The sequence below is a fragment of the Nocardiopsis sp. NPDC101807 genome (genome assembly GCF_044766605.1).
GTDB lineage: Bacteria > Actinomycetota > Actinomycetes > Streptosporangiales > Streptosporangiaceae > Nocardiopsis > Nocardiopsis tropica.
Map to the genome: position 1 here is coordinate 443712 of NZ_JBIWMK010000002.1, position 23155 is coordinate 466866.

A 23155-nucleotide genomic window follows, 5' to 3' on the forward strand; every position below is an offset into this window, starting at 1 on the left:
GCACCCCGAGGAGACCCATGGCCACCCCCACCTGGCAGGACATGACCGCGCGACGGCTGTGGCGCCACGCGCTCACCTCCCCGGGAAGGAGCGCGGCCGACGTGGTCGGCGCCATGTGCGGGGCCCACGCCCAGGTGATGTCGGCGGCCGAGGTGTCGATCGGCCTCCGCCTGGAGGGCGGCGACCGCACGCACGCGCGCACCGCCCTGTGGGAGACCCACGAGCTGGTCAAGACCTTCGGCCCGCGCGGCACCGTCCACCTGCTGCCCACCCGCGAGCTGCCGCTGTGGACCGCGGCGCTCTCGGCCGCCCAGCGCGCGGGCAACCCCTCCCCCAAGGGGGCGCTGCTCACCCCCGAGCAGACCGACGCACTGGTCGAGGCCTCCGCCGCCGTCCTCACCGACACCGAGATGACCGTGGACGAGCTCACCGAGGCCCTGGCCGAGCGGGCCGGCTCCTGGGCGGCCGACCCCGTCATGGACGCCTTCCAGACCAAGTGGCCGCGCTGGCGGCAGGCCACCCACACCCTCGCCAACCGCGGCTCCCTGTGCTTCGGCCCGATGCGCGGCCGCAGGGTCACCTACACCAGCCCCCGCCGGTGGCTGCCGGACGCCGCCCCGGCCGACACCGACCGGGCCCTCGCCCACGTGCTGACCGGGTACCTGCGCGCCTACGGCCCGGCCACGCCCCAGCACTTCGCCCAGTGGCTCTCCGCGCCCAAGCGCTGGGCGGGCGAGCTGTTCACGTCCATGGGCGGGCTCATCGAACCAGTGGAGGTGGAGGGCGCCACCCTCTACCAGCTCGCCGGGGACGCCGCCGCCCCTCCCGCGCCCGCCCCGGAGGTTCTGCTGCTGCCCTACTTCGACCCCTACACCGTGGGCTGCCACCCGCGCGACGTGGTCTTCCCCGGTCCGGCCCGGCAGCGCGCGCTGGCCCGGGGCCAGGCCGGGAACCACCCCGTCCTGTTCGTGGACGGGGTGGCGGCCGGGGTCTGGCACCAGCGGAGGTCGGGCCGCCACCTCGACATCACCGTGGAGGCCCTGGCCCCGCTCCCGCCCGCACGGCGCGACGCCGTCGCCGAACAGGCCGAACGGGTCGGGCGCATCCTCCAGGCCTCCCCCCGCCTGTCCTTCGGCGCCGTTACCGTGGGCGCCCACGCCTGACGACGGGTCCGCCGCCGATCGGCGGCGGACCCGGACCCCACCCACCGAGCCTCCCGAGGCGGAAAGGCCGCGGCTCTGCGTCCGAGCCCAGGTGCACGATGACGAACAAGACCGACTTCAAGAAGACCCTCGACGCCTACCGGGCGCCACGGGGCCGGTTCCGGATCGCCGAGGTGCCGGACCTGCACTACCTGATGATCGACGGCCGCGGGGACCCGAACACCTCACCGGCCTTCGCCGAGGCGGTCGGGGCGCTCTACCCGGTGGCCTACAAGCTGAAGTTCGCCAGCAAGCGGGATCTCGGGCGCGACTACGTCGTCATGCCCCTGGAGGGCCTGTGGTGGGCCGAGGACATGGACGCCTTCACGGCCGCGCGTGACAAGTCCCGGTGGGACTGGACCATGATGATCATGGTCCCGGACTGGACCGACCAGGACATGTTCGCCTCCGCCGTCGAGCGCGCGGCGGCCGGGAACGGGCCCGCGCGCCTGGGCGACGTCCGCCTGGAGCGGCTCTCGGAGGGCCGGTGCGTGCAGACGCTGCACGTCGGCCCCTTCGACGGGGAGGCCGAGGTCCTGGCGCGGATGCACCACGAGTTCATCCCGGACCACGGGCTGCGCATGGCCGGGAAGCACCACGAGATCTACCTCGGCGACTTCCGCAGGGCCGCGCCGGAGAAGCTGCGCACCATCCTCAGACAACCGGTCGAATCCGAGGCCGGGGGCGGCTCTGCCGCACAGCGGCGCGGGTAGGCAGGGGTCGCGGGGCGGGTGCGGGGAGGCATCCCACCCGTCCGGGCCGTCGGCACAGTACAGGGCCGTCCGCCCCAACGCCCGGTCGTCCACCGCGCCGCAGCCCGAAGCACCCCCCGCGTACGGGTTCCGGGAGGCGCCGACGGCACGGATGCCGTCGGCGGGAGCGGTCGGCCCGCCTCTCCGGAAAACCCCTTTGCCGTCCGCGAGCGCGGCGCTAGCATGCGGAACCGCCCGTTCGCCCAGCCGGGGGAGCCATGGAACACGACTGGCAGGTCCGTGCCGACAACGCCATCGCCTGGGCACGGCGTCGTCTCGGATCGACCGCCTACACCTCACGGTGCCTCGCCTTCGTGGAGGACGCCTATGAACGGTCCAACGGCGTGGAGATCTTCGGCGGCGACTCCGCCGGGGAGTCCGCCGAGATCTATGCGGTGAGGGACAACACCGGAACGCCCGCGTTCGGCGCCTTCGCCTTCTACGACAGCACCGGAGAGTTGTTCGGCCGACGGCGGAACTGGGGCCATGTGGGGCTGTGCGTCGGCGACGGCCAGGTCGTCCACGCCTGGGACCGGGTCAGGATCGACCACTATCTGGAGATCCCGGACCTCGTGGCGCCTCCGGGCTGGGACGCCCCGCGCTGGCTCGGATGGACACCGGTCCAGCGCATCTTCCGGGGGTTCCGGCCCAAGGACTGGGAGGCGGCCGGCGATGCGCCCGCAGCCGCACGGCGCATGCAGGCGACCAGGTTCGGCGACGGTCCGGGGCCGGCCTGACACCCGTGTGGGACCCGGACCGGTCCGCGGCAGGCAGGCCGTCTGCCCGCGTGCGCCTTCGCGCCCGGCCCCTTCCCGGCCCGCCGCCCCCGGCGGCCGTGCGGGCCGCACCGCGGCCGACCTGGCCCGCCGGGCCCTTACCCGCGGCCCCGCTCCCCCCTATGCTGCCGGGCATGGCAACACACGAGCGGGAGATCACCGCCCCTGTCGACCTGTGCGCCCCCGACGGCCGCCTCGCACCCGACGCCGTGGGGTGGTCGCGCACCCCCCTGCACCGGAGCGCGCTCCCCGGCTGGGGCCGCCGCAAGAAGTGGGAGTACTGGTGTGTGTCCACCCCCACCCACCTGGTCGCCCTCACCGTCGCCGACATCGACTACCTCGGAGTGGTCGGCGTGTACCTCCTGGAGTACGGGGGCCGCGAGGTGAGCCGCACCTCCCTGCGGCCGCTCGCCCACGGCGTCCGCCTGCCCGACACCCTGGGCGCCGGGACGGGCGCGGCCCTCGGACCCGTGCGCGCCCTCATCCAGGAGGAGCCCGGCGCGACGCGGCTCCGCTTCTCCTGCGACACCCCCGAGGGCAGGCTCCACGGCGACCTCACCGTCGACCTTCCCCAGGGCCACGAGACCATGAGCGTGGTCATCCCCTGGAGCGCCGACCGCTTCCAGTACACCTCCAAGCACACCGCACGCCCCGCCCGGGGCGCGGTCCGCCTCGGAGGGGACGTCCTGGACTTCGGGGGCGGCTGGGGGGTGCTCGACCACGGGCGCGGCCGCTGGCCCTACGACACCCGCTGGAACTGGGGCGCGGCCTCCGGCCGCACCGACGGCCACACGGTGGGGCTGCAGTTCGGCGGCCGGTGGACCGAGGGCACCGGCCTGACCGAGAACGCCCTGTGCGTGGACGGGCGCCTGTCCAAGATCGGCGAGGAACTCGAATGGGAGTACGACCCCGACGACGCCCTCACCCCCTGGTGGATCCGCACCCCCGGCTCCGACCAGGTCGACCTCGTCTTCACCCCCTTCCACGAGCGGGTCGACCGCACCGACGCCGGCGTCCTCGTCAACGACACCCACCAGTGCTTCGGCCACTACACCGGCACCGTGCACAACGACGACGGCCACCCGGTGGCCGTGGACGGCCTCTTCGGATTCGCCGAACACGTGCACATGCGCTGGTGACACGGGTACGGCCCCGGCCCCCGGCGGTACGCGCGCCGGCGCCGCCTCGGCTATTTTCGGCAGGGTGAGCAATCTCGAACCCCACCCCGCCGAAGAGCGCGTGTGCGCCGGAGAGGTCGGCACCGCCCTCCCCGCCCCGGACACCGAACTCCTCGAACCACGCGAGGTCCCCCTGGGCGGGCCCCGCGCGATGCTGGTCCGCCGGGCCCTGCCGGGCAAGAACCGCCGCATGGTCGGCGCCTGGTGCTTCGCCGACGCCTACGGACCCACGGACGTCTCCGCGGGCGCCGGCATGCAGGTGCCGCCGCACCCCCACATCGGCCTCCAGACCGTCAGCTGGCTGGTGAGGGGGTCGGTCCACCACCGCGACAGCGTCGGATCCGACCAGCTGGTCCGCCCCGGCCAGCTCAACCTCATGACCGCCGGGCACGGCATCGCCCACTCCGAGCGCACCCCCGCCGACGCCCCCCGCGACCTGCACGGCGCCCAGCTGTGGGTGGCGCTGCCCGGGGCCGACCGCGAGGGCGACCCGCACTTCGAGCACCACGCCGACCTGCCCGTCCTGGACCTCCCGCGCCTGGACCGGGCCGACGGGGCCCCCGCGGAACCGCCGGCGCGGGGGGCGAGGGTCACGGTGATCATGGGCGAGGTGGAGGGTCGCCGCTCCCCCGCCCGCACCTACACCCCGCTCATGGGCGCCGAACTGGTGCTGGAGCCCGGCGCCCGCGTGCGCATGCCCCTGGACCCGGGGTTCGAGCACGGCGTGCTGGCACTGGACGCGACCGTGCACACCCTCGGGCACCGGGTCGGGGCGGGGTCCCTGCTCTACCTGGGGCAGGGCCGCGACCACGCCGTCCTGCACGCCGAGGAGCGCGCCCACCTGCTGGTCATCGGCGGCGAGCCCTTCGCCGAGGACCTGGTGATGTGGTGGAACTTCGTCGGGCGCGACCACGACGAGATCGTCCGGGCGCGCACGGCCTGGGAACAGGGCCGCGAGGCCCCCGCGCCCGGATCCCGCTTCCCCGCGGTGGCCGGTGACGGGGGCGCGGCGCTGCCCGCGCCCGACCTGCCCAACGCCCGTCTGCGGCCCAGGCCCCGCCACCGCCCCTGACACCCCTCCAGGCCCCGCGCGGCAGGACCTGTGGCGGCGCCCCGATACCCCGGGGGCGCCGCCACACGCGTGTGCAAGCGCGGCTGAAGAGAGGCGTCCAGTGTTCCTTGACACACGCGCGGGGTACGTCCATACCTGGACGAAGTGATACGAAAACCGTATTTCTGCACGACATGCGGCGAGGCGAAATGTCCCAACGATGCCGCCTGGACCAACTCCTGCTACGGTGCGGTTCGCGAACTACGGGATGATTTAGGAGGCCTGAACATGGCCCAACAGCCTCGCGAGCAGTGGGGGACGCGCGCGGGATTCCTGATGGCGGCGATCGGATCCGCCGTCGGACTCGGGAACATCTGGCGATTCCCCTACATCGCCTACGAGAACGGCGGTGGGGCGTTCATGCTGCCCTACCTGGTGGCCCTGCTCACCGCCGGTATCCCACTCCTGATCCTGGAGTACTCGATCGGCCACCGGTACCGGTCCTCCGCCCCCCTGTCCTACAGACGGATCTCCCGGCCCGCCGAGGCCATCGGCTGGTGGCAGGTGGCGATCTGCTTCGTCATCGCCATCTTCTACGGCGCGATCATCGCCTGGAGCGCCTCGTACATCTACTTCTCGGTCACCGGCGCCTGGGGGGACGACCCCAACGGGTTCTTCTTCGGCGACTACCTCCAGATGAGCGAGGCCCCCGGCGGGATCACCGGGTACGTGCCCGCGGTGGCATGGCCGCTGGTCGGCGTGTGGGTCGTGGTGCTGGCCATCCTGGCCCTGGGCGTGCGCAACGGCATCGAGAAGGCCAACAAGGTTTTCATCCCGCTGCTGGTGGTCCTGTTCCTCGTCCTGGTGGTGCAGGCGCTCACCCTGGACGGCGCCGTCGCCGGCCTGGACGCCCTGTTCACCCCCGACTGGAACGCCATGCTCGACGGCAGCGTGTGGGTGGCGGCCTACGGACAGATCTTCTTCTCGCTGTCCATCGGGTTCGGCATTATGGTCACCTACGCCTCCTACCTCAAGCGCAAGGCCGAACTGACCGGCTCGGCCATGGTCGCGGGCTTCGCCAACAGCTCCTTCGAGCTGCTCGCGGGCATCGGCGTGTTCGCGGCGCTGGGCTTCATGGCCACCGCCGCCGGAACCGCGGTCGACGAGGTCGCCACCTCGGGCATCGGGCTGGCCTTCATCGCCTTCCCGCAGATCATCTCCACCCTGCCCTTCGGCGGGGAGCTGTTCGGCGTGCTCTTCTTCGCCTCGCTGATGATCGCCGGGCTGACCTCCCTGATCAGCATCGTCCAGGTCGTCGTCTCCGCCGTCCAGGACAGGGTCGGCCTGGGCCGCCTGCAGTCCGTCTTCCTGGTCGGCGGCATCATCGCCCTGGTGTCCATCCTGATCTTCCCCACCCACCAGGGCCTGCACTACCTGGACGTGTTCGACCACTTCATCAACCAGTACGGCATCGTCCTGGCCGCCCTGGCGATGCTCGTCGTCTTCGGATGGGTCCTGCGCCGGCTGCCGATGTTCCAGCGGCACGCCAACGAGGTGTCCTCCATCCACCTGGGCACCTGGTGGAAGGTCGTGCTGGGCGGGATCACCCCGGTCCTGCTCGGCTTCATGATGTGGGACAGCCTGCGCGTCGAGCTCACGGAGAACTACGCGGGCTACTCCACCGGGTTCCTGCTCTCCGCGGGCTGGGGCGTGGCCATCGGCGCCCTCGTCTTCGGGATCGTCGTCTCCCTGTTCCCCTGGAAGCGCGCCGACGCCATCGCCCGCGAGGACGCGGCCGAGGCCGCCCTGACCGCCAAGGAAGGTGACAGCTGATGTCCACCAGCGCGATCGTCATGATGGTCGTCTCCATCGCCGTGCTCTGGGGCGGCCTCGTCGCGGCCGTCGTCCACCTGCGGCGCCACCCCGACGAGTCCGGGCCGGAGTAGGCGCCGGGCAGACGGCGGGCGGGGCGGTGGATGCCGGGAGCATCCGCCGCCCCGCCCGTCGTTCGCGCCGCGCCGGTGCGCGCCTCACCCCTGGGCGAACTCCCGCACGATGCGCTCGCAGAACGCGGGCAGGTCGTCGGGGTTGCGGCTGGTGGTGACCCCGTGGTCGGTGACCACCTCCTCGTCCACCACGACCCCGCCGGCGTTGCGGATGTCGGTGCGGATGCTGGGGTAGGAGGTCACCGTGCGCCCCCGCACCACGTCGGCCTCCACCAGGATCCACGGCCCGTGGCAGATCGCCGCCACCGGCTTGCCCGCCGCGACGAAGTCGCGCACGAACCCCACGGCGTCCGCGTCCAGGCGCAGGTTGTCCGGGTTGACGGTCCCTCCCGGGACCACCAGGGCGTCGTAGTCCTCCACCGCGGCCTCGGAGACCACGCGGTCCACGGCGAACCGCTCGGAGGGTTCGATGTCGCCGTTCATCGACTGGATCTCCCCCTCGCCCAGCGAGACCAGGTCGGTGCTCGCGCCCTCCTCGCGCAGCGCCTCGCGCGGGCGGACGAGTTCGACCCGCTCGACCCCGTCCGCGGCCAGAATCGCGATCCTGCGTCCGTTGAGCCTGTCGGCCATGGCTGCCCCCTCGGGTCGCGTCGTCGGCACCGCTCCGGTGCCGCGTTGGCCGCCCTACCCGCTCCGGGGGGACGTCTCACCTTCCGTCCGCGGACGGACCGCGCCCCGTGGCCGCTGGGGGAGCACCGTCGCGGAGCCGCCCGGACGGGCGGCCGAGGTCCTGGCGTTCGACGACGTCCCGCACCTGGAACCGGGCCTGCGGCGGCGCGGTTCCGCGCCCGCGCGGCACCCTGGGTCGGCCGCACCCTGGGTCGGCCGCCTCAGGGACGGACCTCCGGGGCGCCCTCCCAGGCCGAGGCGGGGATCCGCTCCAGCAGCCCGACCATGGTCCGGGCCGAGGCGCGGACCCGTTCGGCGTCCAGCTCCCGGTGGTCCCAGCACAGCAGGCGGTCGCCGTGGATGCGGAACGGGACGGCCGCCGCGCCGGCGCCGGCCAGCCACGTCCGCACGTCCTCGTCCAGGACGGCGCGGGCGAAGCCGTCGTCGGAGGCGGCGACGTGGAAGAGGGAGTCGAACGCCGTATCGCCCAGCCTCAGGTCGTGGACCCCCAGCGGCCCCAGCACCGCGTGCCCCAACGCCTCCTCCCGCAGCTCCAGCACGGGCGCGCCGGACGGGACCGGGAGCACGACGACGGTGTGCGTATGGGTGTCGGTCCTGGTCTGGCGTCCGTCGTGGTGGGAGGTGGAGTAGCGGTACTCGAAGGCCAGGACGCGGTGTCCGCGCAGCTCCGTGCACAGCACGTGCGTGGCCCTGGCGTCGGAACGGCCCCGCACGAACGGGTCCCCCGAGAAGCGGTCCACCAGCTCCGGTCGCTCCCGGTCGTAGCGCCACCCCTCGCGTTCGGCCCAGGCGGCCAGGGCTTTCGCACGCCGGCGCTCGGCGGCCGAGCCCGCGAACACCAGGGCGCCGACCGCGGCGACCACAGCGACCGTGACGGCCAGGACCAGTAGGGCGACGTCCAAGGGGAACTCCTCATCCGGGTGCGGCTCTCCCACGGTGAGACGCCGCTCACCACCGGGCCGGTTCCCCTTTCCCGCTCACTCCTTGCCGGCGGATTCCCTGGTGCGCGGGCGCACCCGCACGTGGGCGCGCTCCCCCTGGGGGCCGAACAGGCCCAGGTACTCCACCGGCTCGGGGCCGGGGTTGGCGAAGGCGTGCGGCAGGCGTGTGTCGAACTCGGCGACCTCCCCGGGCGAGAGCACCATGTCGTGGTCGCCCAGGACCAGGCGCAGGCGCCCGCTCAGGACGTACAGCCACTCGTAGCCCTCGTGGGTGCGCTGCTCGATCTCGGTGTGCCCCTGGGGCGGCGGATAGGTGACCTTGAAGGCCTGCAGCCCCCCGGGCTTGCGGGTCAGCGGCACGAACGTGATCCCGTTGCGGACGAAGGAGCTGCGCCGCACGCGCGGGTCGGCCGCGGGGTCCTCCCCCACGAGCTCGTCCAGGGGCACGCCGTGCGCGCGGGCCAGCGCGAGCAGCAGTTCCAGGGTGGGGCGCCGGCGGCCGGCCTCCAGGCGCGACAGGGTGCTCACCGAGATCCCGGTGGCGTCCGACAGCTGGGAGAGGGTCGCCCCGCGTTCACGGCGCAGGGCGCGAAGGCGGGGCCCGACCGCGGCCAGGGTCGGCGCGAGTTCGTCGTCCATGACCACAATCTGCCACAGTGCGGCCCCCGGGGAGGCCCCGACCGCCCGCCAGGGGCCGGAGCGCCCCCGGGCCGGGCAGGACGCGCGCACCCGCGCCGCCCGGCCCCGAGAGTCAGGCGAACACCTTGCCCGGGTTGAAGATCCCCCGCGGGTCGAGGGCGTTCTTGACCGCGTGGTGCATCCGCACCACCTCCGGCCCCATCTCCCGTGCCGCGCCCCGCATCTTCAACAACCCCACACCGTGCTCGCCCGTGACCGTCCCTCCCAGGGCCAGGGCCTCGTCCACGATCACCTCGAAGGCCTCCTGCGCGCGCTTCTTGGCCGCCTCGTCGCCGGCGGGGACGATGAACAGCGGGTGCAGGTTGCCGTCGCCCGCGTGGGCGATGTTGCCGATCCGTGTGTCGAACCGCTCGGCGGCGGCCTCGATCCTCGCCAGCATCACCGGCAGCTTCGCCTTGGGCACGCACATGTCCTCGGTCAGCAGCGGACCGAGCCGCTCCAGGGCCGGGTAGGCCAGTCGGCGGGCCTCGAACAGCGCCTCGGACTCCTCCTGGTCGGTGGAGCGCACCGCGTACACCGCGCCCTCGCCCCGGAAGCAGGACAGGATGCGCTCGGCCTCCTCCTCCCCGGCCGCGCCCGGCTGGTCGCTGCGCGCCAGCAGGAGCACCTCGCCCTCGGCGGACAGCCCCATGTTCTTCCAGGCGTCGACCGCCTGGAGGCAGAACCGGTCGATGAGCTCCATCGCCGAGGGGACCACCCCCGCCGCCGAGACGGCGGCCACGGCGCGCCCGGCGTCGGTGAGGGAGTCGAAGTAGCCGACCACCGTGTGCTCGGTCCCGGTGCGCAGGGGCCGCATCCGCAGCGTCACCTCGGTGACCAGGCCCAGGGTGCCCTCCGACCCGACCATCAGCCCGCACAGGTCGTATCCGGTCACGCCCTTGGCGGTGACGCGGCCCAGCCGCACCACCTCCCCCGACCCCATGACCGCCTCCATGCCCAGCACGTAGTCGCGGGTGACCCCGTACTTGACGCAGCACAGCCCGCCCGCGTTGGTCGCCACGTTCCCGCCGATGGTGGACCAGGGCGCGGAGGCGGGGTCGGGCGGGTACCACAGGCCGTCCCGGGCCACCCGCTCGCGCAGGTCGTCGTTGACGACGCCGGGCTGCACCGTCGCGGTCTGCTGGACCGGGTCGACCTCCAGCACGCGGTTCATGCGCTCGAAGGAGACCACCACCCAGCCGTCCACGGCGTTGGCCGCCCCCGACAGCCCCGTGCCCGCGCCGCGCGCGACCACCGGGACCCCCAGTTCGGCGCACAGGGCGACCGTGGCCGACACGTCGGCGGTGGCGCGGGGGCGCACCACGGCGGCGGGGCGCCCGTAGGGGGCCCATTCGGCCTCGTCGTGGGAGTAGCCCTCCATGATCGCGGGGTCGGTGACGACCTGCTCCTCCCCGACCGCTGCCCTCAGCCTCTCGGCGATCCCGGACATGGGCACACTCCTCACCGCTTCGCGCCGCCGCCCGCTGCGCCGACGCTGCCAGCACCCTAACGCCGCGCCTTCCCCGCAGGTCGCCCGTCCCCCGGACAACCGGCCGAGCGGTCCGGCGGAACCCTGCGGCGGCCGGAACACACACCGCGACGAACCACCGCGAAAGCACACGTACGACCCTGCTGCGGTGTTAGCGTCGTCCCCACCGGCCACAGAGGGAGCCACCATGAAGACAGTGCTGGTCACAGGCGGTACCGGAACCCTCGGCCGTCCCGTCGTGGAGCACCTGCGCCGGGCGGGGCACGGCGTGCGCCCCCTGAGCCGCCGCCCCGACCCCGCGGACCCCGACGCCGTCGGCGTCGACCTGCGCACCGGCTCCGGCCTGGGCCGGGCCCTGGAGGGGGTCGACACGGTGGTCCACTGCGCCACCAACCCCGCGGGCGGCGACGTCGAGGCCGCCACCCACCTCATCCGCGAGGTGCGCGCGGCGGGCACGGCGCACGTGGTCTACGTCTCGATCGTCGGCGTGGACCGCGTGCCCCTGGGCTACTACAGGGACAAGCTGCTGGTCGAGCGGGCCCTGGAGGGCTCCGGCCTGGGCTGGACGGTGCTGCGCGCCACCCAGTTCCACACCCTGGTCCGGCGGATCTGCGCGGGCGCGGCCCGCTCACCGCTCATGCCGTTCCCGGACGTGGAGGCGCAGCCGGTCGACAGCGCCGAGGTCGCCTCCCGCCTGGCCCGCCTGGCGGAGGGGGACCCGGCGGGCCGCGCCCCCGACATGGGCGGACCGCGCGTGGAATCCTTCCGCGGCCTGGTCCGCGCCTACCTGGAGGCGGAGGGGCTGCGCCGGCGGCCCGTGCCCGTGCGCCTGCCGGGCAGGACCTTCGCCGCCTACCGGGCGGGAGGCCACCTGGCTCCGGACAGGGCGGTCGGCAGGACCACCTTCGCGGAGTACCTGGCCCGCTGAGGGCCGGGACCGCGCGGCGATCGCCCCGGCCGCCCGCCCCGGAACGGCCCCGGGGGCGAACCACGTGAGCCCGAAAGGGGCGGTGCCGCCCCTGGGCCCGCCGCGGTCCGCTCCCCCGACTTGAACGCCTGGTTGAAAAAGTTTAGTTGACAACAACTTGTTCAAACACCATGCTGGGCACATGACCGAGCAAGAACGCGACGACGCCTTCACCCGGCCCGACGCCCGCAACGCCCAGCGCCTGCGCACCCACCAGGCGCTCCTGCGCATCACCGAACGCCACGCCGCCGGCGAGCACCGCACGCGCTGGGACGAGCAGCGCATGCCCATGCAGCCCTTCGACGCCCTGCGCCGCGTCGCCGACCTCGCCGCCGGCAGCGCCCTGCCCCAGGACGGCGAACCCCCCGTCGACCAGGACGACCTCACCGCCGCCCTGACCCTGGTGCCCTGGGCCCGCGCGGAGTTCGACCAGCTGGAGGCCGGCCTGCTCCAGATGTCCAAGGGCCGCGGCATGACCTGGCAGGAGATCGCCTTCGGGCTGGGCCTCGGCTCCGCCCAGGCCGCCCGCCAGCGCCACGAACGGCTCTCCCAGCGCACCGACCCCTGACCGCACCGCGGGGGGCCGGCCGCGCGGCCGGCCCCCCCCCGCCCCCCGCCCCCCCCCCGCGAGTGGGGCCGCTCCAAACCCTGCGGGTCGCGCGCGCCCGTGATCCCCCCCCGCCCGGCCACCCCCGCCCGCCCCAGCGCCCCCCCCCCCCCCCCCCCCCCCCCCCGGGGGGGGGGCCGCCCGCGCGCCCGCCCCCCCGCGGCCCTCAGCCGCCCACCGGATAGTTGGACCGCACCACACCGTGCGGGTCGCGCTCGCGCTTGATCCGCCGCAGCCGCGCCAACGCCTCCGGCCCGAACACGTCGGCCACCGACTCCCCCGGGGCCAGCGCCGTCAGCGGCTTGCGTCCGCTCACGAGCGGCCCCAGGTCCGCCACCAGCCGCCCCAGGCGCTCCCGGATCCCCTGCGCCGCCCGCGCGGAGACGGGAACCCCCAGCGCGTACACGTAGTACGGCTCCTCCACCGCACCGAACGGGGTGGCCGACTCCCGCGCCAGGGCGCCGCCCAGGTGCCGCACCTGCACCCCCAGCAGGGGCGCCGGCGGCTCCTCCACCAGAGCCCGCACCGCGTCCCCGTCCCACCCCCTCAGCAGCTCCGCACGCGCCATCCCCGGCGAGGGGGCGGTGGGCTCGGCGGTGATCGACCCCAGCGCCGCCGACGACATCGTCCCGCGCCCGTCCCGCAGCGGCGCGCCCACCGCCTCCAACGGCCGCAGCAGCTTGCGCGCCCGCTCCTCCCCGCCCAGGAAGGTGACGTCCACCGACACCGTCGGATCCAGCCCCGGGATCTGCTGGAGGTTCGCCCACACCGTCAACTCCTCCGGCGCCCCGGACACGACCTCGGCGAAAGCCTCCATCACCCGCGCCGCCGCCGAGGCCGGCCACACCACCCGGCCTCCGTACAGCTCCGGCGCCGGGTACAGGTCGAACTCCACGGAGGTGACCACGGCGAAGTCCCCTCCGCCCCCGCGCAGCGCCCAGAACAGGTCCGGGTCCGACGCCGCGTCCACCCGGGCCCGCCCGCCCCCGGCGTCCACCACCTCGAACGCCCTCACACCGTCGGCCGCCCACCCGTGGCGCCGGCCGAACCAGCTCAGACCGCCGCCCAGCGTGTACCCCACCACCCCCACCACCGGAGAACTGCCCGGCAGCCCGGTCAGACCGTACGCGGCGGCGGCCTCCTGCACCCGCCCCCAGGCCACACCCGCCCCCACACGGGCGGTGCGCCGGACCGGGTCCACCTCCACCCCGTCCAGGGCCCCGGTGCGCAGCAGCACCACACCCTCCACCGCACCCGAGGCGCCGTGCCCGGTGGGCTGCACCGCCACCGTCAGCCCGCACCGGCGGGCGTGGCGGACCAGCGCGGACACGTCGTCCGCACCGGCGGCCTCCACCACCGCCGCCACCGGCTGCTCGATCGCCAGGTTCCAGGGCCGGGCGGCGGCCTCGAAGCCCTCCTCGCCCGCCACCAGCACCCGGCCCCGCAGCATCCCGCGCAGATCGCCCAGGTCACTCATGCGTCATCCTCCGTCGACATCGGTCACACCGGCTGACCCGAAAACGTCAGCATCAACAAGCGTCGGAACCACGACGAACCTGCACGGAAGAATGTGACCGGTGAACACCGCAGAATCCCTCGCCGCCCGTTTCCACGAACACCGCGGGCTGCTGCACTCCATCGCCCACCGCATGCTCGGTTCCCGCGCCGAGGCCGAGGACGCCGTCCAGGAGACCTGGCTGAAGCTGAGCCGCACGGACGCCTCGCAGATCGACAACCTCGCGGCCTGGCTGACCACGGTCACCGGCCGCGTGTGCCTGGACCTGCTCAGATCCCGTTCGGCGCGCCGCGAGGACCCCGCCGGCGAGGACCTGCCCGAACCCGCACCCGCCGCAGCACCAGCCCCGGACACCGACCCCGAGCACCAGGCGGTCCTCTCCGACACCGTCGGCACGGCGCTCATGGTGGTCCTGGACACCCTCTCCCCCGCCGAACGGCTGGCGTTCGTGCTGCACGACATGTTCGCCCTGCCCTTCGAGGAGATCGCCCCCGTCGTCGAGCGCAGCCCCGCCGCCACCCGGCAGCTGGCCAGCCGGGCCCGGCGCAGGGTCCGCGGGGGCGGCGCCGACGGCCGCACCGACCTGGCACGCCGCCGGGAGGTGGTGGCCGCCTTCCTCGCCGCGGCACGCGGAGGCGACTTCGAGGCGCTCCTGCGGGTCCTGGCCCCCGACGTGGTCGTCCGCCCCGACACCGCCGCCAGACTCGCCGGCGTCCCCGCCGAGACCCGGGGCGCGCGGGCCGTGGCCTCCCAGGCCATCACCTTCGCGCGGCTGGCGGAGCAGGCGCGCCCGGCACTGGTCCGCGGCCTTCCCGGGTTCGTCTCCCTCAAGGACGGGCGGCCCTATGCCGCACTGGCGTTCACGGTGCACGAGGACCGCATCACCGGGTTCGACGTCCTCTACGAACCCGAACTCCTGGCCGGGCTGGCCTGACCCCGCGGGCCCCCACGGCGGGACCGCCCCCCCCCGTTCCCGCCCCGGCCACCAGGGGCGGGAACGGGCCCTCCTCAGACCGGCACGAGGGGGCGGTGCCCCCCTGCGGGCGCGCTCACCCGGACAGGCATGCCCGCCTCCACGGGGCCTCCCTCCAGGACGACCCCCATCACCCCGGCCCGGCGCACGACGGACCCGTCCCCCTCGTGGTGGACCAGCCGCTTGAGCAGGCCCCCGGCGAACCCGTCGATCTGCAGGCACGGATTGCGCAACCCGGTGACCTCCACCCGGGCGCGGCCGCCGAAGCGCAGGACGGTCCCGGTGGACAGGGCGAGCAGGTCCAGTCCGCGCGTGGTGACGTTCTCCCCCAGCTGCCCGGGGGCGACGGCGAAACCGTCCTCGGCCAGCTCCGCCAGCAGCTCGGCGTGGATCAGGTGCACCTGGCGCAGGTTGGGCCGGGCGGGGTCGACGGCCACCCTGGACCGGTGCTTGACGGTGGCGCCCATGTGGGCGTCGCCCTCCACACCCAGCCCGGCCAGGAGCCGGATCCTGGGAAGGACGTCCTTGCTGAAGGCGTGCGCGGAGCTGCTGCTCACCGATTCCACGACCGGGCCCATGGGCTCAGTCCTCTCTCTGGGCTGCCAGGGCCCCACGGCCCTGCCACCGGGTGCGGCCCCGTGCCGGGGCGCCCGGAGGCGCTACCCGGACACCGCCCGCAGGGCCACCGGACCGTGCAGGGTGAGGCGGTCCAGGGCCGCGGCGGTCCCCTCGTCGGCGGGGAGGTAGACCACCAGGCGCTGGCCCCCCGAGTCCAGGCTCTCGTAGGACAACCGCAGCTCGCCCGCCTCCGGGTGCACCAGGCGTTCGAGGCCGGTGCGCCGGGGCGCGGCGGGCGCCGCCGCGAGCCGGTCGGTGAAGGGAGCGCCGCCCACGATCTCCAACTCCTCCACCAGGTGTGCGAGAAAGGGGTCGTCGAGCGAGCTCTCGGCCCTGAGCTCGGCGATCCGCTCGTCCGCGACGCGGTCCCAGTCCGGGTACACCTGCCGTGCCCGGTCGTCGGCGAACACAAACCACCACCGGTTCACCGGCTCGCCGTCCTCGTCCAGGAGCCCCGACCGGGCCCGCACCGCCGCCCCGCGCCCCTCACCTCCTGGTCGGGGCGTGGAAGCGGGCCAGGTCCACGGGCCAGGCGTCGGCGTACCCGACCCCGCGCTCGGGCGGCAGCCGCCGACCGGTGAGGGCGTCGGTACGGGCGACCGCGGCGACGCCCCGCGCGTCCAGCGGGTGGAGCCCTCCCGCCTCGAGCCGCCACCCGCACACGCTCTTGAGGGGCACGGCGCGGCCGTCGGGCAGGGTGTGGGAGGTGCGGTCGGTGAAGGTGCGCAGCACGGCCGTCCCGGGGACGCCGTCCAGGAGGGCCGCGCCCAGGGCGTCGACCACCTCGGGGTGCTCGACGCTGAGCACGCCGAGGTGGCGCCGCAGGCAGGTGTAGGCGGAGGAGGTGGTGAGGAGGGTGAGGGTGTGCAGGTCGCCGGGGGCGCCGTCCAGGAGCGGGTCGAGGAGGGCCCGGACCTTGTGGGAGTCCATACCTACGGAGTATGCGGGGTCGGAGGCGGCCGGAACGGGTTGTCCACAGGCCCGGTTCCGGCCTTCGGCCCCGATCCGGCCCCCGGCCCGCGCTCAGTGCCCCTGGGAGACGTCCAGCGACCTGGGCGTGAGCACGAACACGGCCACCGCGGCGGCCAGCAGCGCGAGGCCGCCGACCAGACTGATCTGTGTCAGCGACTCGCTGAAGGCCGCCCGGGCCAGCGCGGCGAGCTCGGCGGAGCCGGTCTCGGCGGCGATGTCGAGGGCTCCCCCGAGCGACTCCTGGGCGTCCAGCACCGTCTGCTCGCCCAGGCCGGTGCCGGTGAGGACCCCCACGGGCAGCTCCGCCCGGTAGACCGCCGCGGCGGCACTGCCCAGGACGGCCACCCCCAGGACGTTGCCCAGGTCGTAGGAGGTCTCCTCGATGGCGGCGGCGTTGCCCGCCTTCGCCTGCGGGGTGCTGGACATGATGACGGCCGAGGCGATCGCCAGGGAGCCCGAACCCGTCCCGAGCAGGACGAGGGCGACCATGACCACCGGGTAGGACAGCGGCCCCGGCAGGGCGAACACCAGCACGAACCCCAGCGCGGCCACGAACAGACCGCCCGCCAGCACTGCGCGGCTCCCCAGGCGCCGGGCCAGCGCCGGCGCCAGCGGCGAGGCCACCGCGGCGCCCAGCGCCATCGGCAGCAGCCGCACCCCCGCCTGCAGGGGCGAGTGCCCCTCCACGAGCTGGAGCCACTGGGCGACCAGGAGCAGCATCGCCGCCATGGCGAACATGGAGGCCAGCGCGGCCACGGTCCCCGCGGTGAAGGCCGGGGAGGAGAACAGCCGCACCTCCAGCAGCGGGTCCGGTCGCCTGAGGCAGCGCACCACGAACCAGCCCAGCACCAGCGCGCCCAGGGCGAACGCCAGCAGCGCCGAGGGGTCCAGGATCCCGGCCTTGCTGAACTGCTTGATGCCCCACACCAGCGCGACCATGCCCACGATCGACAGCACGGTCGCCACCATGTCCCAGCTGCCCGGGTGCGGGTCGCGGGCCTCGGGCAGCAGGAGCAGCCCCGCCAGCAGGCCCGCGGCCATGAACGGCACGTTGACCAGGAACGCCGCGTGCCAGGAGAAGTGCTCCAGCAGCAGCCCGCTCACGATGGGGCCCACCGCCGCGCCCAGCGACGCGATGGCCGCCCAGATCCCCAGCGCGGTGGCGCGCTCGCGGGGGTCGGGGAACACGGTGCGGATCATCGACAGGGTGGTGGGCATGATCATCGCCCCGCCCACGCCCAGCAGGACGCGCACCGCGATCACGGTGCCGGGGCTGTCGGCCGCCAGCACCGCGAGCGAGGCGCCCCCGAAGACCGCGAAGCCGGCCAGCAGCATCCTCTTGCGGCCCCACCGGTCGCTCAGGGCGCTCATCGTCACCAGGAGCCCGGCCAGCACCAGGGAGTAGGCGTCCACGATCCACAGCTGCTGGCCGGAGGTGGGCCTCAGGTCGGCCGAGAGCGCCGGCAGGGCCACGTTGAGGATGGTCATGTCCATGACCACCACGAGGAGGCTGCCGGAGAGCACCATCAGCGCGGCCCAGCGCCGGGCGGCCGACATCGGCCCCTTCCCGGTGGTGGCGGTCGGGGCGGGATCGGTTCCCATCACAGCTCCGTGTCGGTGGTGGCGGTCCGGCCCATCAGGGAGGTGACCGCGAAGGCGAGTTCGTCCGGGTCCAGGGGTTCGTCGTGGGTCAGGGCGTGCAGCATCGCCCCGTCCACGTACAGGGCCAGCGCCCGCGCGGCCCGGGGGGTGGTGTGCTCGGCCAGGATCCGCACCAGGCCCTCGAACCAGCGCAGTGTCAGCGGGCGCAGGTCGGGTCGGTGCACCCCGGCCAGGTACAGCTCGGCGTCGGCCCGCACCCGGGGGCCCTGGCGCAGGTAGTCGTGGAGGAGTGCGGCCACGGCGGCCGGGTCGCCCCGGTCGCGGGCGATCTGCCCGGCCAGCTCGCGCAGGGCCTCGTCGGTGTCCTGGGCCAGGTGCTGCAGGGCCGCCGTGCTCAGGTCGTCCAGCGTGGCGAAGTAGTAGGTGGTGGCGCCCAGCGGCACACGGGCGCGCGCGGCGACGCCGCGGTGGGTGAGGCCGGAGACGCCGCTCTCGGCGATCAGCTCGGCGGCGGCCTCGACGATGCTCCGGCGGCGCCCCCGGGGGTCGCGTCGGGCGCTCACCGCCGCCCCGTCCCGGGCACGCGGCCGTTCCGGCGGCGCATACGCGTCCCTCCTGCTCCGGACAAGGAATAGTACATCTGTACATGTACAAGAGTACTGGAAACCCGCGCGACCCCGGGGCCCCGCGGCGGGGGTGATCCCGGCCACCGCGCGACCCCCGCGCCCCGGCCGGGGCGCGCCACCGCGCGGGGTGCGCCCGCCCCCGGGGCCGCAGAAGCACGACAGGGGCGACCGGCCTCCGCCCGTCTACTCTAATGCTCCCCAAAACTCCCTCAACTGGTCCGCGTTTAGGGAATTTTGGTTTACTTTGGAGGCACATGTTCGTCTGTGTCGGCCTGGGCCCGCCCCGACGGACACGGACGGCCGATCCGGAGAGGACCCGCCCCACCCATGAACGCGATCTACAAGACCGAAGCGGGGGAACAGGAGCTGCGCCGCCGCTACCAGGAGGAGCTGCGCACCTGGCCGGTCCCCGCCGACCACCTGCGGGTGCCCACCCGCCAGGGCGAGACCTTCGTGCTCGCCTCGGGACCCGCGGACGCGCCCCCCGTGGTCCTGCTGCACGGCTCGGGGGCGAACGCGACGATGTGGCGCCAGGACGCGGCCGCCTGGGCGCGACACTTCCGCACCTACGCCGTGGACCTGGTGGGCGAACCCGGCCTGAGCGCCCCCTCCCGCCCGCCCCTGTCCTCGGGCGCCCACCTGCTCTGGCTCGACGACGTGCTGGAGGGGCTGGGGCTCGACGACACGGCTGTGGTCGGCACCTCCCTGGGCGGCTGGATGGCACTGGAGTACGCCGCCCACCGCCCCGACCGGGTGCGCCGCCTGGCACTGCTGTGCCCCGGGGGCGTGGGCGCCCAGAAGGTGGGATGGCTGTTCGCGACCCTCCTGCTGCGCCCCTTCGGGCGCTGGGGCCGGCGCCGCTCGGTGATGGTGGCCACCGGCCTGGACGCGCTCTCGGCCGGACCCGCCCTGGACCAGGTCAGCCTGACCTTCGAGCAGTTCCGGCCGCGCACGGAGCGGCTCCCGGTGTTCTCCGACGACACCCTGCGCCGCCTGACGATGCCGGTGCAGGTGACCGTGGGCGAGAGGGACGCGATGTTCGACTCCGCGGGAACCGCGAGCCGCGTGCGCAGGTGCGTGCCGCACGCCTGCGTGCACGTCCTGCCCGGGGTCGGGCACGCGATCCTGGACCGGTCCGGGTCCGTCCTGGAGTTCCTCCGCTCCTGACCCCGACGGCCCGGGCGTCCGCCCGGGCCGGGGGCCGGACCCGCCTGCCCGCGCGAGGAGGCGGACCGGCGTCCGCCGCGGCGCCCGCCCCGCGACGAGGGCCCGGGGTCAGGCGCGGCGCGCGGCCCACACGGTGCGCTCGGTGCGCACCGCCAGGTCCTCGCGGCGCAGGATGCTGTGCGGGCTGTCGGCGTCCAGGAGCCGGTCGAGCGCGGCCAGGTCCTGCGGGGAGAGCCCGGCGGCCACGGCGGCGCGGATGCGTTGCAGTCCGCCGAGCGCGTAGGCGCCGACCGCCTCGCCGCGGGAGCCCCCCACCTCCACGGGGACCGTGCGTTCGCCCTCGACCGTGAAGCCCGCGGCGGCCAGCATCGGACCCCAGTCCGCGCCGCGGTGGGGCAGGTGCTCGGCGTGCGAGCGGTCGGCCACGGCATGGCAGCGCTCCTCCAGGCCCGGACGCTCCTCCGGGGCGCCCTCGGGCAGGAAGCGCGGGAACCCGGCCAGCTCGACGACGGCGAAGAGGCCGCCGGGCGCGAGCGCGTCGCGGACGTTGCGCAGGGCGCGGTCGGGGTCGGCCAGGTGGTGCATCGAGGCCGACGCCCACACCAGGTCCGGCGAGCCGAGGTCGGGCCACCCGGGTGCGTCCAGGTCGGCGCGCACGGTGCGCACGCGCTCCTCGACGCCGCGGGCGCAGGCCTTCTCGCGCAGCCGCCGCAGGTGCCCGGCGGAGGTGTCGACGGCCGTGACGTGCGCGTCGGGGAAGCGCTCCAGGAGGGCGAAGGTCCCCGCGCCCGTGCCGCAGCCCAGGTCCACGATCCGGCGCGGGACGGCCTCCAGCGGCAGCCACGCGGTGATCGAGGCCGTGTGCTCGGCGAGGACCTCGGCGTCCAGGTCGAGGATCTGCGCCTGGACCTCGGAGTCGTGCTCCCGGTGGTGCTCGTGCCGGGCGCCGTTGTGGGCGGTGTGCGAGTGCGCTTCGTTCATGCCTTCACCGTAGGGCGGCCATGCCCCTGAGGCGCGATTCCTTCCCCGTTGCGCAAGACGATGGTCCGATGCGCTGCCCGACGCGCAAGACGCGGGGGCCGGGAGGGCCACTCGGCGGCGCGCCCGGTCGCACGCCGCCCACGACAGCCGTCTCATCGCCCGAGTCGAACAAGCCGCCCGGACCGGCGTCCGGCAGTGACGCCACCACACCTCGCGGCACCGTGCATTACTGCCGTGACGGATACGGCGACCGATCCGCGGGCACGGGCGGCCGACATAGGTTAGGGCCCGCCGAAGGATTCCTGAGGCCCACCCCCTATCAGGGAGTCGTTGATGACTTCAGTCCCTCGTCACCATGGCCCTCGCGGCAGGCTCACGGCGTATGACCACCTCCGCGTCGGTACCGAGAACTGGATCAGCTCCATGGCGAACTACACCACCCGCCACGTCCTCGAGAAGGAGACGAGCGACGGCCGACTCCGGGGGGAACGGCCGGCAGGAGCCACCACCCAGACCACGTACCACGCGTACACCGTGCTGGAATCGATCCGCCTCGAACGGCCCCGGCCCGACTACCGCCCGCAGGGCGAGAAACCTCCGGTCTGCCTGACCTGACACCGTTCTGAACGGTGCGAGCAAATAGCCCTCGTATATGAGAAGGACCATCATGAAAGCCGCCGTCATCACCTCGTTCGGCGAACCCTCCGTGTTGCGGGTCGCGGAGGCTCCGCGACCGGTGCCGGGCCCGGGCCAAGTACTGGTGCGGATTCACGCCGCCGGGGTGAACCCGGCGGAGATCCAGGCACGCGCCGGAGCGTTCCGCCTGCGTGCTCCCGCCATCATCGGATTCGAGTTCGCCGGCGTCGTCGAGGCGGTCGGCCCGGGCGTCGACGAGGGCGTGGTCGGCGACCGCGTCGCCGGGTGGCCGGACTCCGCCACCCAGGGCTCCTACGCCGAGTACACGGTCAGCAGCAACTTCGCGACGATCCCCGACGGCGTTTCCTTCGACGAGGCCGCGGCTACTGTCATCGGCGCCGACAACGCGGCGAGGGCTCTCGGGCTCCTGGACATTCGCCCGGGTCATACGCTCGTGGTCACCGGCGCGAGCGGTGCTCTGGGCGGCGCCGCCGTGCAGTTCGCGCGACAGCGCGGTGTGACGGTGATCGGCGTCGCCGGGACCGCCAACGCCGACTTCGTCAGGAGTCTCGGAGCGACCTTTGTCGCCCACGGCCCGGGCCTGGTCGATCGCATCCGTGCCGCCGCTCCGGGCGGGGTCGACGCCGCGCTCGACACCGCCGGCAAGGGGCTCCTTCCCGCCCTCGTCGATCTTCTCGGCGGCCCCGACCGGATCGTGACGCTCGCCGACCGCGATGCCGCACAATACGGCGTCGCATTCAGCCCCGGGGGCAGCGGGAACCGCGACCGCGGACCTGTCCAGGAGGCCCTGAATCTGATCGCCGCCGGCGCATGGACCGCACGCATCGGCCGGAGCTTCCCCCTCGACGAGGCCGCGGACGCTCATCGCCTCGTCGCCACGGGCCACACCCACGGCAAAGTCATCCTTCTTCCCTGACTCGGCCGACCGGCCATTCAACCACGACGACAAACAAGTGGAGAACCCCAAATGCCTGCAGTCCTCGTCCATGGCGTACCTGACACCCACCGGCTTTGGGACACCGTCCGTTCCCATCTTCAACGCGAAGATATTGTGACGATCGATCTCCCCGGGTTTGGCGTACCCCTGCCGGCGAGGTTCACGTCGACGAAAGAAGAGTATCTCGATTGGCTTATCAAGAAGATCGAGGACATCGGCGAACCCGTCGACCTGGTCGGTCATGATTGGGGGTCTCTGCTCACGGGCCGTCTCGCGTCTATCCGACCAGATCTGGTGCGGACCTGGACAGGCATCAGCGGACCGATCGATCCGGAGTATCCGTGGCACTATCTTGCCAAGATCTGGCAAACGCCAGGCGAGGGCGAGCAATGGATGGCGGACCTCGACCTCGAGGCGTTCGCAGCAAGCCTCAACGAGGCGCAGATGCCGCGCGACGCGGCAAACGAATCGGTCCGGCATCTCGATACCACTATGAGAGCGAGCATTCTCGCCCTTTACCGTTCGGCGATCGAGGTCGGGGCGGAGTGGAAGCCGGGTTTGAGCAACGTGACCGCACCAGCGCTAGTGATCTGGGGCCTGGACGATCCGTTTCTTCCCCACCGCTTCGCCGACGAGCTCGGTAACGCCACACGCGCACGCGCCGTCTTCAAGCTGCGCAGCTCGCACTGGCCGATGATAGAGCGTCCGGCCGATGTCGCGCGCGAACTCGAGGCCCACTGGGCTCACGTGTAAAACCTGCGCTCGGGCCACTGGGGCTCAAACACCGCGGCCGCTACGCGAACAGCAATCATTGCTCGCTCGCCATGGC

At 73.9% G+C, this 23155-nt stretch carries 25 protein-coding genes; 14 read left to right on the forward strand and 11 right to left on the reverse strand.

Annotated elements, in window-relative coordinates:
- The first annotated feature begins 17 nt into the window (after nucleotides 1-17).
- The 7 genes from ACIRPH_RS07180 (at nucleotide 18) to ACIRPH_RS07210 (ending at nucleotide 6905) form a co-directional block, all read left to right on the forward strand.
- The gene (locus ACIRPH_RS07180; protein ID WP_402910444.1) at nucleotides 18-1163 is read left to right on the forward strand and encodes a winged helix DNA-binding domain-containing protein; all 1146 of its coding nucleotides are present in this window, start codon (nucleotides 18-20) and stop codon (nucleotides 1161-1163) included.
- A 98-nt stretch (nucleotides 1164-1261) separates the two neighbouring features.
- The gene (locus ACIRPH_RS07185; RefSeq protein ID WP_402910446.1) at nucleotides 1262-1915 is read left to right on the forward strand and encodes a GyrI-like domain-containing protein; all 654 of its coding nucleotides are present in this window, start codon (nucleotides 1262-1264) and stop codon (nucleotides 1913-1915) included.
- Nucleotides 1916-2172: 257 nt separating this feature from the next.
- A complete protein-coding gene (locus ACIRPH_RS07190; protein ID WP_402910448.1) occupies nucleotides 2173-2691 on the forward strand; it encodes a hypothetical protein in 519 nt (172 codons plus the stop codon).
- A 173-nt stretch (nucleotides 2692-2864) separates the two neighbouring features.
- Nucleotides 2865-3869: a DUF2804 domain-containing protein gene (locus tag ACIRPH_RS07195; protein ID WP_402910450.1), complete on the forward strand. Its 1005-nt coding sequence runs from the start codon at nucleotides 2865-2867 to the stop codon at nucleotides 3867-3869.
- A gap of 64 nt (nucleotides 3870-3933) precedes the next feature.
- Nucleotides 3934-4980: a pirin family protein gene (locus tag ACIRPH_RS07200; RefSeq protein WP_402910453.1), complete on the forward strand. Its 1047-nt coding sequence runs from the start codon at nucleotides 3934-3936 to the stop codon at nucleotides 4978-4980.
- A 267-nt stretch (nucleotides 4981-5247) separates the two neighbouring features.
- Nucleotides 5248-6792, forward strand: coding sequence for a sodium-dependent transporter (locus tag ACIRPH_RS07205; RefSeq protein WP_402910455.1), 1545 nt, complete (start codon nucleotides 5248-5250; stop codon nucleotides 6790-6792).
- Nucleotides 6792-6905: a methionine/alanine import family NSS transporter small subunit gene (locus ACIRPH_RS07210; RefSeq protein WP_267950150.1), complete on the forward strand. Its 114-nt coding sequence runs from the start codon at nucleotides 6792-6794 to the stop codon at nucleotides 6903-6905. Before ACIRPH_RS07205 ends, ACIRPH_RS07210 begins: the two co-directional genes overlap by 1 nt.
- 84 nt (nucleotides 6906-6989) lie before the next feature.
- Here ACIRPH_RS07210 and ACIRPH_RS07215 read toward each other — a convergent pair whose 3' ends face one another.
- From ACIRPH_RS07215 to ACIRPH_RS07230, 4 genes are all read right to left on the reverse strand, one after another.
- A complete protein-coding gene (locus ACIRPH_RS07215; RefSeq protein ID WP_402910459.1) occupies nucleotides 6990-7535 on the reverse strand; it encodes a type 1 glutamine amidotransferase domain-containing protein in 546 nt (181 codons plus the stop codon).
- Between the two features lie 260 nt (nucleotides 7536-7795).
- Nucleotides 7796-8497: a hypothetical protein gene (locus tag ACIRPH_RS07220; protein WP_402910462.1), complete on the reverse strand. Its 702-nt coding sequence runs from the start codon at nucleotides 8495-8497 to the stop codon at nucleotides 7796-7798.
- A 75-nt stretch (nucleotides 8498-8572) separates the two neighbouring features.
- Nucleotides 8573-9175, reverse strand: a complete 603-nt coding sequence (locus tag ACIRPH_RS07225) for a helix-turn-helix domain-containing protein (protein ID WP_402910465.1) — start codon at nucleotides 9173-9175, stop codon at nucleotides 8573-8575.
- Nucleotides 9176-9287: 112 nt separating this feature from the next.
- Entirely contained in the window at nucleotides 9288-10664 is a 1377-nt protein-coding gene (locus ACIRPH_RS07230; RefSeq protein WP_402910467.1) for an FAD-binding oxidoreductase, read from the reverse strand.
- Between the two features lie 226 nt (nucleotides 10665-10890).
- Between ACIRPH_RS07230 and ACIRPH_RS07235 the strand changes: the two genes are divergently transcribed.
- Entirely contained in the window at nucleotides 10891-11631 is a 741-nt protein-coding gene (locus ACIRPH_RS07235) for an SDR family oxidoreductase (protein ID WP_402910470.1), read from the forward strand.
- 181 nt (nucleotides 11632-11812) lie between these two features.
- Nucleotides 11813-12238 carry a DNA-binding protein gene (locus ACIRPH_RS07240; protein WP_402910472.1) on the forward strand — a complete coding sequence of 142 codons (426 nt, stop codon included), beginning with the start codon at nucleotides 11813-11815 and terminating at the stop codon, nucleotides 12236-12238.
- A 205-nt stretch (nucleotides 12239-12443) separates the two neighbouring features.
- Here ACIRPH_RS07240 and ACIRPH_RS07245 read toward each other — a convergent pair whose 3' ends face one another.
- Complete coding sequence (locus tag ACIRPH_RS07245) at nucleotides 12444-13754, reverse strand: FAD-binding oxidoreductase (RefSeq protein WP_402910475.1); 1311 nt, start codon at nucleotides 13752-13754, stop codon at nucleotides 12444-12446.
- A 100-nt stretch (nucleotides 13755-13854) separates the two neighbouring features.
- Between ACIRPH_RS07245 and ACIRPH_RS07250 the strand changes: the two genes are divergently transcribed.
- Nucleotides 13855-14727 (forward strand): sigma-70 family RNA polymerase sigma factor, encoded by an 873-nt coding sequence (locus ACIRPH_RS07250; RefSeq protein ID WP_402910477.1) that lies wholly within the window; start codon nucleotides 13855-13857, stop codon nucleotides 14725-14727.
- A 74-nt stretch (nucleotides 14728-14801) separates the two neighbouring features.
- Here the strand turns inward: ACIRPH_RS07250 and ACIRPH_RS07255 are convergent, their stop codons facing one another.
- The 5 genes from ACIRPH_RS07255 to ACIRPH_RS07275 form a co-directional block, all read right to left on the reverse strand.
- The gene (locus ACIRPH_RS07255) at nucleotides 14802-15344 is read right to left on the reverse strand and encodes an MOSC domain-containing protein (protein WP_402910480.1); all 543 of its coding nucleotides are present in this window, start codon (nucleotides 15342-15344) and stop codon (nucleotides 14802-14804) included.
- An 81-nt stretch (nucleotides 15345-15425) separates the two neighbouring features.
- Nucleotides 15426-15854, reverse strand: coding sequence for a hypothetical protein (locus tag ACIRPH_RS07260; protein WP_402910483.1), 429 nt, complete (start codon nucleotides 15852-15854; stop codon nucleotides 15426-15428).
- Between the two features lie 16 nt (nucleotides 15855-15870).
- The gene (locus tag ACIRPH_RS07265; RefSeq protein ID WP_402910486.1) at nucleotides 15871-16314 is read right to left on the reverse strand and encodes a hypothetical protein; all 444 of its coding nucleotides are present in this window, start codon (nucleotides 16312-16314) and stop codon (nucleotides 15871-15873) included.
- A 93-nt stretch (nucleotides 16315-16407) separates the two neighbouring features.
- Entirely contained in the window at nucleotides 16408-17913 is a 1506-nt protein-coding gene (locus tag ACIRPH_RS07270; RefSeq protein ID WP_402911641.1) for an MFS transporter, read from the reverse strand.
- Nucleotides 17914-17957: 44 nt separating this feature from the next.
- Complete coding sequence (locus ACIRPH_RS07275) at nucleotides 17958-18521, reverse strand: TetR/AcrR family transcriptional regulator (RefSeq protein ID WP_402910489.1); 564 nt, start codon at nucleotides 18519-18521, stop codon at nucleotides 17958-17960.
- Nucleotides 18522-18911: 390 nt separating this feature from the next.
- Here ACIRPH_RS07275 and ACIRPH_RS07280 point away from each other — a divergent pair, with 390 nt between their 5' ends.
- Complete coding sequence (locus tag ACIRPH_RS07280) at nucleotides 18912-19751, forward strand: alpha/beta fold hydrolase (protein WP_402910491.1); 840 nt, start codon at nucleotides 18912-18914, stop codon at nucleotides 19749-19751.
- Nucleotides 19752-19859: 108 nt separating this feature from the next.
- Here ACIRPH_RS07280 and ACIRPH_RS07285 read toward each other — a convergent pair whose 3' ends face one another.
- Nucleotides 19860-20732 (reverse strand): class I SAM-dependent methyltransferase, encoded by an 873-nt coding sequence (locus ACIRPH_RS07285; RefSeq protein WP_402910493.1) that lies wholly within the window; start codon nucleotides 20730-20732, stop codon nucleotides 19860-19862.
- Between the two features lie 423 nt (nucleotides 20733-21155).
- Here ACIRPH_RS07285 and ACIRPH_RS07290 point away from each other — a divergent pair, with 423 nt between their 5' ends.
- The 3 genes from ACIRPH_RS07290 to ACIRPH_RS07300 are packed head-to-tail and all read left to right on the forward strand — an operon-like array spanning nucleotide 21156 to nucleotide 23079.
- Complete coding sequence (locus ACIRPH_RS07290) at nucleotides 21156-21347, forward strand: hypothetical protein (RefSeq protein ID WP_402910496.1); 192 nt, start codon at nucleotides 21156-21158, stop codon at nucleotides 21345-21347.
- Between the two features lie 52 nt (nucleotides 21348-21399).
- Nucleotides 21400-22305, forward strand: coding sequence for an NADP-dependent oxidoreductase (locus ACIRPH_RS07295; RefSeq protein ID WP_402910499.1), 906 nt, complete (start codon nucleotides 21400-21402; stop codon nucleotides 22303-22305).
- Between the two features lie 51 nt (nucleotides 22306-22356).
- Nucleotides 22357-23079, forward strand: a complete 723-nt coding sequence (locus ACIRPH_RS07300) for an alpha/beta fold hydrolase (RefSeq protein WP_402910502.1) — start codon at nucleotides 22357-22359, stop codon at nucleotides 23077-23079.
- Nucleotides 23080-23155 lie beyond the last annotated feature (76 nt).

Coding starts and splice junctions, on each gene's coding strand:
- ACIRPH_RS07180 (WP_402910444.1), top strand. CDS start 18: ATGGCCACCCCCACCTGGCAGGACATGACCGCGCGACGGCTGTGGCGC.
- ACIRPH_RS07185 (WP_402910446.1), top strand. CDS start 1,262: ATGACGAACAAGACCGACTTCAAGAAGACCCTCGACGCCTACCGGGCG.
- ACIRPH_RS07190 (WP_402910448.1), top strand. CDS start 2,173: ATGGAACACGACTGGCAGGTCCGTGCCGACAACGCCATCGCCTGGGCA.
- ACIRPH_RS07195 (WP_402910450.1), top strand. CDS start 2,865: ATGGCAACACACGAGCGGGAGATCACCGCCCCTGTCGACCTGTGCGCC.
- ACIRPH_RS07205 (WP_402910455.1), top strand. CDS start 5,248: ATGGCCCAACAGCCTCGCGAGCAGTGGGGGACGCGCGCGGGATTCCTG.
- ACIRPH_RS07210 (WP_267950150.1), top strand. CDS start 6,792: ATGTCCACCAGCGCGATCGTCATGATGGTCGTCTCCATCGCCGTGCTC.
- ACIRPH_RS07215 (WP_402910459.1), bottom strand. CDS start 7,535: ATGGCCGACAGGCTCAACGGACGCAGGATCGCGATTCTGGCCGCGGAC.
- ACIRPH_RS07225 (WP_402910465.1), bottom strand. CDS start 9,175: ATGGACGACGAACTCGCGCCGACCCTGGCCGCGGTCGGGCCCCGCCTT.
- ACIRPH_RS07230 (WP_402910467.1), bottom strand. CDS start 10,664: ATGTCCGGGATCGCCGAGAGGCTGAGGGCAGCGGTCGGGGAGGAGCAG.
- ACIRPH_RS07235 (WP_402910470.1), top strand. CDS start 10,891: ATGAAGACAGTGCTGGTCACAGGCGGTACCGGAACCCTCGGCCGTCCC.
- ACIRPH_RS07240 (WP_402910472.1), top strand. CDS start 11,813: ATGACCGAGCAAGAACGCGACGACGCCTTCACCCGGCCCGACGCCCGC.
- ACIRPH_RS07245 (WP_402910475.1), bottom strand. CDS start 13,754: ATGAGTGACCTGGGCGATCTGCGCGGGATGCTGCGGGGCCGGGTGCTG.
- ACIRPH_RS07255 (WP_402910480.1), bottom strand. CDS start 15,344: ATGGGCCCGGTCGTGGAATCGGTGAGCAGCAGCTCCGCGCACGCCTTC.
- ACIRPH_RS07265 (WP_402910486.1), bottom strand. CDS start 16,314: ATGGACTCCCACAAGGTCCGGGCCCTCCTCGACCCGCTCCTGGACGGC.
- ACIRPH_RS07270 (WP_402911641.1), bottom strand. CDS start 17,913: ATGTCGGCCGCCCGGCGCTGGGCCGCGCTGATGGTGCTCTCCGGCAGC.
- ACIRPH_RS07280 (WP_402910491.1), top strand. CDS start 18,912: ATGAACGCGATCTACAAGACCGAAGCGGGGGAACAGGAGCTGCGCCGC.
- ACIRPH_RS07285 (WP_402910493.1), bottom strand. CDS start 20,732: ATGAACGAAGCGCACTCGCACACCGCCCACAACGGCGCCCGGCACGAG.
- ACIRPH_RS07290 (WP_402910496.1), top strand. CDS start 21,156: ATGGCGAACTACACCACCCGCCACGTCCTCGAGAAGGAGACGAGCGAC.
- ACIRPH_RS07295 (WP_402910499.1), top strand. CDS start 21,400: ATGAAAGCCGCCGTCATCACCTCGTTCGGCGAACCCTCCGTGTTGCGG.
- ACIRPH_RS07300 (WP_402910502.1), top strand. CDS start 22,357: ATGCCTGCAGTCCTCGTCCATGGCGTACCTGACACCCACCGGCTTTGG.